The following is an 8,696-nucleotide window of genomic DNA, read 5'->3' as shown; positions in this document are numbered from 1 at the left end:
TAAAAATTAGCAATGGAAACGATTATCTTGACATCTATCACAATATTGAACTGATACTCCTATAAAATTAAAAACGAATAGTTATCCCTATGTATAAGGATAACTATAGTTGCTGAAAATTCACATGCACCACATTGCTTACTCTACACTCCAATTCATCTGTAGCACGCATACCATTGCATTACTTCCTTCAGTTTATCCATATACCAGACAAGGTTAAGAGCCCCTAGATTTTCATACATATCGATATACCCAGTTCAATCTATGTAGCATTTTATCCCTTCTCATGCAAAATCGTGCTCACCGTGAGGCAGAAATCATATCCTGTTAGCCCTACTCCATACCCAATCAATTAAATAACCTGATTTAAATTGGCTTTAATGAATTACCCAGTTTAGCAAAACTAAATGGTGAAACCTCTTTATGCCTATTCGCATCCAGATAATCAGCCCACCATTGCACCATCAGCCGCCGTTCCTCAATATGCTCTGCTTTATGAATATAAGCAGCTCTTAATGAGTTGCGTTCTTGGTGGCTCATCTGCCTTTCTACTGCATCTTTCGACCATAGCCCTGACTCAATCAACGAGCTACACGCCATCGTTCTAAAACCATGCCCACACACTTCCGTCTTAGTGTCGTAGCCCATCACACGTAATGCGTTGTTTACCGTGTTTTCACTCATGGGTTTTCTAGGGTTATGGTCACCGATAAAGATCAGCTCATGATTACCGCTGAATTGATAGATCTGTTTTAAGATCTCAATAGCTTGTCGGCTTAAAGGAACTAAGTGAGGAGTTCGCATCTTTGATCCGCGATGAGAGTGTTTAACGCCTTCTATCGCTTCGCGTTCAGCAGGGATCGTCCACATTGCATTATCAAAATCAATTTCATCCCAACGGGCGAAACGTAGCTCACTAGAACGAATAAAAACTAATAGAGTAAGTTTAACGGCAAGTTTAGTTAAAGGTCTTCCCTTATAATCATCGATACGTTGTAAGAACTCGGGTAGACGTTTAAGCTCTAAAGCGGCTCTGTGGACTCGTTTACCTGTCGCAACTGCACCAGCCATATCCTGTGCTGGGTTATAGTCAATTAAACCACTTTGTACGGCGTAACGTATAATGCCAGTTACGCGCTGTTGTAAACGTGCTGCCACCTCAAGACGTCCAGACATCTCTACGGCTTTAATCGATTCGAGTAGATCGCGAGTTTTCAGTTCAGCAATATTGCGTTTACCAATAGCAGCAAAGATATTGTCTTCAAGACTTTTTAGCACTCGATGGCTATGCCCTTCAGACCACTTCTTATTCGTCGCATGCCAATCACGAGCAACCTTCTCAAAGGTATTAAATTCCTTTTGTTGTTCTTCCTTTAATTCTTTCTTGAGTTCACGAGGATCGATACCTAAAGCAACTTGCTTTCTAGCTGCATCCCTTCTTTCTCTTGCATCCGCTAAAGAAATTTCAGGGTATACGCCAAAGGCCATTAAATGTTGTTTGCCGCCAAAGCGAAAACGGAAGCGCCAATATTTAGAGCCATTGGGGTGAATATACAGAAACAAGCCATCACTGTCTGTCAGTGTATAAGCTTTCTCGTCTGGTTTAGCTGCACGAACTTTCGTATCGGTTAATGCCATATTCTTTGTCCTCTTCACCCCAGAGTGAGTATATAAACGAGATATCTCAGATTACAGTCGATGATTTTGAGTGATATAACCAACTATACACCTACGCCACAGGCTGCGCCTGCATTGCTTTAGCATCGATAGTTCGAGATATAATGAGTATACAAACATTATCGAAGCGAAGATATACTCAGATGTATACTCACACGGAGGTTGATGTGGGTTGAGTTAAGTTGACATGCATTGACTGAAAACGCGAGGGAAGCCTTGCAAACACTGGATTTCAGATACAAAAAAAGACGTCGGTTGACGTCTCTTGATGTTCTTATGGTGCCGAAGGCCGGACTCGAACCGGCACACCCGAAGGCGGTTGATTTTGAATCAACTGCGTCTACCAATTCCGCCACTCCGGCACGAAGTGATGTGTTTCTTGGAAAACGCTGCCATTATACTTGCCTTATGCCTAGTGGCAACATTTATCTTGAAGAATCAGATTGTTCGATTAAAAAAAAAGCACCTACAAAAATCCTCCAATGAAAAACACAATATCCCCTGTTATGTTCAACAAGATTTGAATATCTATGCTAATTTTCCTATAACTATTTTCATAGCCTTAACCTTTGTGTGACTGGCGACAAAGCGTAATTTTTGTTAGTTTATCCGCACTCTTATGTAAAATTATAAAGGCATATTTTATGGGCTTTGTTGGATGGATAGCCACTGGTCTGGTTATTGGCATCTTAATTGGTGTCATAATGAAAATTTTCTCGAAGAAAAAATAAATATTGGCTGAAAAGCCTTTTATAAACAATCATATCGGCTGGCTTCAAACATGAAGAAAACGTTTCTTAAAATTTTGTCGGTATCCGCATTGTCTGCGGCATTGATGGCGTGCTCCTCAACGACAGAAAGAACCTCGCAAACCCCACAAAGTGGCATGCTTGCAGGTAATTCCGAATGGCAAATATTCGAAGGTGATAGACGAACTTACGAACGAGTCACCAAAATTGTCGATATGTATGCGAACCGCATTTATAACGAAAGCGATGCCCGTGGCATGGCGATTATCGTTATTGATAATAACCAAACCTTATCCCGCTATTATGGGGAAACTGCGCCGGGTAGCAGACAAAAACCGGGTCCTAATTCCCTGATCCGTATCGCTTCTGTTAGCAAATTAATGACCAGTGAAATCTTAATTAAACTGGAGCAAGATAAAAAATTAGCGATTACCGACCCGCTACAGCAATACAGCTACAACGGCGTTACTGTTCCAGATAACAACAGCGGACAGCCTATCCGACTGTATCATTTAGCGAGCCATACCAGTGGCTTACCTCGTGAGCAACCCGGTGGAAAATGGGGGCGTCCGGTGTTTATTTGGCCAACCCAAGAGAACCGTTGGACATGGCTGAAAACCGGTAAGCTCGATTTTACGCCGGGCACTGAAGCGGCTTATTCCAACCTCGCCTATGATTTACTTGCTGATGCCATGGTTAAAGCAACGGGGCAGTCATACCCGCAATTGTTCAGCAAATACGTGACCTCTCCGGCGAAAATGACGGATACCACCTATACGCCAAGTAAAAATCAGTGTGCCCGATTAATGGAAGGCACCAAGCCAAGCCCATGCCACAACACCCTTGCGGCGGCAGGTAGCGGCGGCGTATACTCAACCCCTGCTGATATGCAGAAGTGGATGCAGCAATTTTTATCCACAGATAATAACTTACGTAAAGCCACCGCAGCTCGCGAACAGGGTATTTTCTTCCCACGTGAAAAACTTATTGATGCCAAGGGAATGGATGTCGCTGGTTACGCTGATGGGCTGGGTCTAGGCTGGGTTTATATGAAGCCTAAAAACGGTATTCCGGGGATCTACCAGAAAACCGGTGGCGGCGGCGGATTTAATACCTATATGGCGATGATCCCACAGCAAAATATTGCGGTATTCGTGGTGATGACCCGTAAAGAGGGTAGCAAGTTCAGTAAGTTAACTGCCGGTGTTAACGATATGGTCGCTTCGTTGTCCTCTAACCATGCGTATGGGAAAAATTGAAAGGGTACCGCCGACGCGATTAATGCACTGGCGAGTTATACCCCTACCCTAAAACGCGGATTTGTGCGCCTACTGACATTTATCGTGACAACTGCCTGAGCCCTTCAGGCAGTTTTTCATTCGCCACTCTTTCTGATAGCCAACTGTTTTTTATGCAATATTTTAGGATGACCTTTCGCTACTCTTAGACCTTATCACTCATTATTGACAAAGGAACTAAGATGAAAATTATCCCGCTTTTCGCTCATAACATATTACTTCCCAGCTCCATATAATCAGGAACGAACACTGTTTCTGAATGAGTACAGCAACTCAGAAATGTATTTAATCATCAAAAAGCCTTTCCACAGCCTAAAAAACTAGACTATGTCGAAATAGATCTTTCAAGATCTGGTTAATGAAAAAGCGGATGATCCGAACATTGAAGCCACCGCCGAGTATAAAAAACGATTCGCAGATACCATGATCGAAGCAAAGCAATCATTCATCCAAGCAACCTGGAGAAATGCTTACAGAATTAGAAAATCATACAGTGCAAATGGCGGTTCTTTCTCTTATGCACAACAGATTGCCAACAAAAGTGGAAAAAACGTGATAGACATTATCGGTGAATATACATCTCAGACGGAACAAAAAAGGATCCAGCATGGATTATTTAAGCCACAAGGAAAAATTCAATCGATGCTGAGTAATTTCGGTAATTTTATCTTCAGCATAAAATGAGTGTGTTCTTAAAATGGAGACTTGCCATCAGCAATAAAAAAGGCTGTAAAATCATTCGATTCTACAGCCTTTTTTCAATTTAAAGGGAATGAACTATTTTCGTTTAACTAACAAGAAGATACTCACACCCAAGAACAAGACACTCGGCAGCGCTGCTGCAACCACAGGCGGAATGGAGTAAACCAAACTCCAGTTACCAAAACCTTGGTTTAAGATGTAGAACAAGAAGCCGCCAACAATCCCTGAAACCACACGTACCCCCATTGGAACAGTACGCAGAGGTCCGAAGATAAAGGAAACCGCCATCAACATCATTACCGCCGCAGACAATGGCGCCAGAATTTTTTGCCACATACTCAGCTGATACACCGAAGCCACTTGTCCACTCTCTTTCAAATACGTGATGTACTGATATAGCCCACGAATCGAGAGGGAATCCGCATTCAGGGAAACAATCCCTAATTTTTCCGGTGTTAGATTGGTTTTCCAGTCATAGGTTAAACGCTGTGAACCCGTGATTTTTTGCTGGCTACCTAAGATAGATTCCTGAACTTGGGATAATACCCACAATTTTTTATCTGCATCGTAAGTTCCACGTGCCGCAAACATCACTGACTCTAATTTGCGATGATCATCGAAGCGATAAATAGAAACATCTTGGATGGTGCTTGCATCTTTAATGCGCTGGATATAGATAAAGTCATGGGCATCTTTCGCCCACATACCTGAATCTGTTACGACCAAAGAGCTACCCACAATTTTTTCTGCGCGGTAATTACGCGCCCATTGTTCGCCTGCAGGTGCAACCCACTCCCCCATGATCATCGTAACGATAACCAATGGAATCGCTGTTTTCATCACCGACATCGCAATTTGCAAACGGGTAAAACCCGACGCTTGCATCACCACCAGTTCACTGCGGGAAGCTAACGCTCCTAATCCCAACAATGCCCCCAATAATGCCGCCATTGGGAAGAAAATATCGATATCTTTGGGAACGGTTAATAAGGTGAAAACCCCTGCGCTCATCGCCGTGTAATCACCGTCACCCACTTTGCGAAGCTGCTCGACAAATTTGATGATCCCTGAAAGGGAAACCAATAAAAACAGCGTCATCAAAATCGAATTGAGGATAGTTCGACCGATATACCTATCTAAAACACCAAACATCAGGCAACCCCTCTGGTCAACTTAGCGCGTATTTTGCGCATTGGTACGGTATCCCATAAATTCAGAATCACTGCTAATAGCAAGTAACCCAAGTTAACCGCCCACATCGCATATTTAGGATCGATGTCTCCCTTATCGGCGCTATTACGTAACGTACTTTGTAATAAGAAGAAAATCAGATACAACAACATGGCAGGGATCATACTGAGTACGCGCCCTTGACGAGGGTTCACTTCACTCAGCGGCACTACCATCAACGCCATCACGACCACAGAGAACACAATGGTTAGACGCCAGTGGAATTCAGCATTGACCTCAGGGTTATCTTCATTCCACAGCTGCATCATGGTTTTTTGTTCCACTTTGTCAGTGCTCACATCCGTGGCTTTATGATCAACAACCGCTTGGTAATTCACAAAATCAGTGATGCGGAAATCGCGTAACATCGCAGTACCTTCGTAGCGTGTTCCTTGGTCCAGCACCACCATTTGGCGACCATATTCATCTTCTTTCATATAACCGCTATCTGCCACAACAACGGATGGACGTTGCTCATTGGCTGTACGCAGCTGTGCTAAGAAAACATTTTTAAAATCATTGCCTTTGACTTCACCGATGTACAACACAAAGTTGCCATCTTTGGTGGTTTTAAACTGCCCTTCCACCATTGCGGCTAAGCCAGGGTTGGCTTTCGCATCGGCCAATACTTGCTCTTGATACTGAGACGACCAAGGCAGCATCCACGTAATATTGGCAACCGCAACTAAAGCGGTTAATGCAGCGAGTACCAGTGCCGCTTTCACAAGCACACTTTTACCCAGACCGCAGGCATGCATCACAGTAATTTCGCTTTCTGTGTACAATTTGCTGTAAGTCATCAATAGCCCAAGAAATAGGCTTAAAGGTAAGATGAGCTGAGCCATTTCCGGCACACCTAATCCTAATAATGGAAGAACTAAATTCGAAGGAATATTCCCTTGAACAGCGGCACCTAAGATGTCGATGGACTTTTGACTAAAAAAGATCAGCAAAAGGACAAAAAGTATCGCCAGCTGACTTTTTAGGGTTTCCCGAACCAAATATCGAATAATGATCACGCTTATTACGCCTGTGAAAACTTGTCTTTTGGGATGAAAATGGCTAAGTTCGTTCTATGACAGCCATTTACTAAAATATACTCTGGTTTATTGTTTGGCTAGAATGATATAAAAGCATTATCTATACTACGTACTATATCGGAATATGCTTAATATAAGCAAAACTAGGTATTTGCTCAATTTAACACAAAGAGTTCATTCTCTATAAGCCAGATCATGCGAAAGGCTAATTTTAACTGGAGCATCGACCTTTGTCTTTAAGATTCAGGAGAACGCATGGAGTTTAGTGTAAAAAGTGGTAGCCCGGAAAAACAACGTAGCGCTTGTATCGTTGTCGGAGTCTTTGAACCACGCCGTCTGTCCCCTATCGCTGAACAGCTGGACAAAATCAGTGACGGATATATCAGCGCCCTGCTGCGCCGTGGTGAGCTTGAAGGTAAAGTAGGTCAATCCTTACTGCTGCATCATGTGCCTAACGTTCTATCTGAGCGTATTTTATTGATCGGTTGCGGAAAAGAACGTGAACTCGATGAGCGTCAATTCAAACAAATCATTCAAAAAACCATTAGCACTCTGAATGAAACTGGCTCAATGGAAGCCGTTTGTTTCTTGACTGAGTTACATGTAAAAGGTCGCAATAACTACTGGAAAGTTCGCCAAGCAGTGGAAACAGCGAAAGAATCCTTATACGTGTTTGATCAACTGAAAAGTAATAAAACAGAGCATCGTCGTCCACTGCGTAAATTGGTATTCAACGTACCAACGCGCCGTGAACTGACCAGCGGTGAGCGCGCAATCGCCCACGGTTTAGCGATCGCCTCTGGCGTTAAAGCCGCTAAAGATTTGGGTAATATGCCACCAAATATCTGTAACGCTGGCTATTTAGCATCGCAAGCTCGCCAACTGGCTGATATTTCGGACAGCAAACTGACCACCCGCGTGATCGGTGAAGAGCAGATGAAAGAGCTGGGTATGAACGCATACTTAGCGGTAGGTCAGGGTTCACAAAACGAATCCCTGATGTCCATCATGGAATACAAAGGTAGCCCAGATCCAGAGTGCAAACCAATTGTGCTGGTCGGTAAAGGCTTAACCTTCGACTCAGGCGGTATTTCCATCAAGCCAGCTGATGGCATGGATGAAATGAAATACGACATGTGCGGCGCAGCGACCGTTTATGGCGTAATGCGCTTTATTACTGAGCTGCAACTGCCAATTAACGTAGTCGGCGTATTGGCTGGCTGTGAAAACATGCCTGGCGGACACGCTTATCGCCCTGGTGACGTTCTGACAACGATGTCTGGTCAGACGGTTGAAGTGCTGAATACTGACGCTGAAGGTCGTTTAGTGCTGTGCGATACTCTGACTTACGTGGAGCGTTTCGAGCCTGAACTGGTTATCGATATCGCGACATTAACAGGCGCGTGCGTCATTGCCTTAGGTAGCCACTATACTGGATTGATGTCTAATCATAACCCACTGGCTCATGAACTGTTAAATGCCTCTGAGCAAGCGGGTGACCGTGCTTGGCGTTTACCATTAGCAGATGAGTATTATGAGCAAATCAGCTCTAACTTTGCTGATTTAGCAAACACCGGTGGCCGTCCGGGTGGCGCAATCACTGCTGGCTGCTTCTTAGCGCGTTTCACTGGTAAGTATAACTGGGCGCACTTGGATATCGCAGGTACAGCATGGCGTTCAGGTAAAGCCAAAGGGGCTACTGGTCGTCCGGTTTCCATGTTGGCTCAGTTCTTACTGAACCGTGCAGGCTTAAATGGCGACGAGTAATTTCGATTACGATTGATAATCGCGATTCACTAAGTTGTTATTATAATATCCCGATGAGCAAACTCTGCGATTCGGGATATTGTTTTTAAGCAACAAGCAGTTAGGTCACACTCACCACACCATTTTGAGGCTGTGGTAAAAACGAGTATAATTCAGCGCAGATTTAATCTTGCTTTAGGTCAGCGAAAGAATACAACCAACACTCCTGCAAATTGATGGGTAGCAACTCGCGA

Annotated in this window: 6 protein-coding genes and 1 tRNA gene; 3 read left to right on the top strand and 4 right to left on the bottom strand. The window is 43.8% G+C overall.

What is annotated here, in order from left to right; genetic code table 11:
- Positions 1-366 precede the first annotated feature (366 nt).
- Together PSF16_RS15435 and PSF16_RS15430 are read right to left on the bottom strand one after the other, a co-directional pair.
- Positions 367-1,638, bottom strand: a complete 1,272-nt coding sequence (locus tag PSF16_RS15435) for a tyrosine-type recombinase/integrase (protein WP_272689582.1) — start codon at positions 1,636-1,638, stop codon at positions 367-369.
- Positions 1,639-1,954: 316 nt separating this feature from the next.
- Positions 1,955-2,039: transfer RNA gene (locus PSF16_RS15430), tRNA-Leu, on the bottom strand.
- 419 nt (positions 2,040-2,458) lie between these two features.
- Here PSF16_RS15430 and ampH point away from each other — a divergent pair.
- Positions 2,459-3,685: a D-alanyl-D-alanine-carboxypeptidase/endopeptidase AmpH gene (gene ampH / locus PSF16_RS15425; protein ID WP_154633525.1), complete on the top strand. Its 1,227-nt coding sequence runs from the start codon at positions 2,459-2,461 to the stop codon at positions 3,683-3,685.
- Between the two features lie 462 nt (positions 3,686-4,147).
- Positions 4,148-4,408, top strand: a complete 261-nt coding sequence (locus PSF16_RS15420; protein ID WP_154630695.1) for a hypothetical protein — start codon at positions 4,148-4,150, stop codon at positions 4,406-4,408.
- 93 nt (positions 4,409-4,501) lie between these two features.
- On the opposite strand, the gene lptG is transcribed toward PSF16_RS15420, so the two are convergent.
- Together lptG and lptF are read right to left on the bottom strand one after the other, a co-directional pair.
- The gene (gene lptG, locus PSF16_RS15415; RefSeq protein WP_006662441.1) at positions 4,502-5,578 is read right to left on the bottom strand and encodes an LPS export ABC transporter permease LptG; all 1,077 of its coding nucleotides are present in this window, start codon (positions 5,576-5,578) and stop codon (positions 4,502-4,504) included.
- Positions 5,578-6,675, bottom strand: a complete 1,098-nt coding sequence (gene lptF, locus PSF16_RS15410) for an LPS export ABC transporter permease LptF (protein ID WP_179896935.1) — start codon at positions 6,673-6,675, stop codon at positions 5,578-5,580. Before lptF ends, lptG begins: the two co-directional genes overlap by 1 nt.
- A 276-nt stretch (positions 6,676-6,951) precedes the next feature.
- Here lptF and pepA point away from each other — a divergent pair, with 276 nt between their 5' ends.
- Entirely contained in the window at positions 6,952-8,463 is a 1,512-nt protein-coding gene (gene pepA, locus PSF16_RS15405) for a leucyl aminopeptidase (protein WP_006658423.1), read from the top strand.
- Positions 8,464-8,696 lie beyond the last annotated feature (233 nt).

Source organism: Providencia sp. PROV033, assembly GCF_028484855.1.
GTDB classification, from domain to species: domain Bacteria; phylum Pseudomonadota; class Gammaproteobacteria; order Enterobacterales; family Enterobacteriaceae; genus Providencia; species Providencia alcalifaciens.
Note: the sequence above shows the minus strand (reverse complement) of the source record. Positions and strands in the feature narration are given on the sequence as shown.

What these genes read in the sequence shown, in the direction of transcription:
- PSF16_RS15435 (WP_272689582.1), bottom strand. Translation starts at nt 1,638, where the DNA reads ATGGCATTAACCGATACGAAAGTTCGTGCAGCTAAACCAGACGAGAAA.
- ampH (WP_154633525.1), top strand. Translation starts at nt 2,459, where the DNA reads ATGAAGAAAACGTTTCTTAAAATTTTGTCGGTATCCGCATTGTCTGCG.
- PSF16_RS15420 (WP_154630695.1), top strand. Translation starts at nt 4,148, where the DNA reads ATGATCGAAGCAAAGCAATCATTCATCCAAGCAACCTGGAGAAATGCT.
- lptG (WP_006662441.1), bottom strand. Translation starts at nt 5,578, where the DNA reads ATGTTTGGTGTTTTAGATAGGTATATCGGTCGAACTATCCTCAATTCG.
- pepA (WP_006658423.1), top strand. Translation starts at nt 6,952, where the DNA reads ATGGAGTTTAGTGTAAAAAGTGGTAGCCCGGAAAAACAACGTAGCGCT.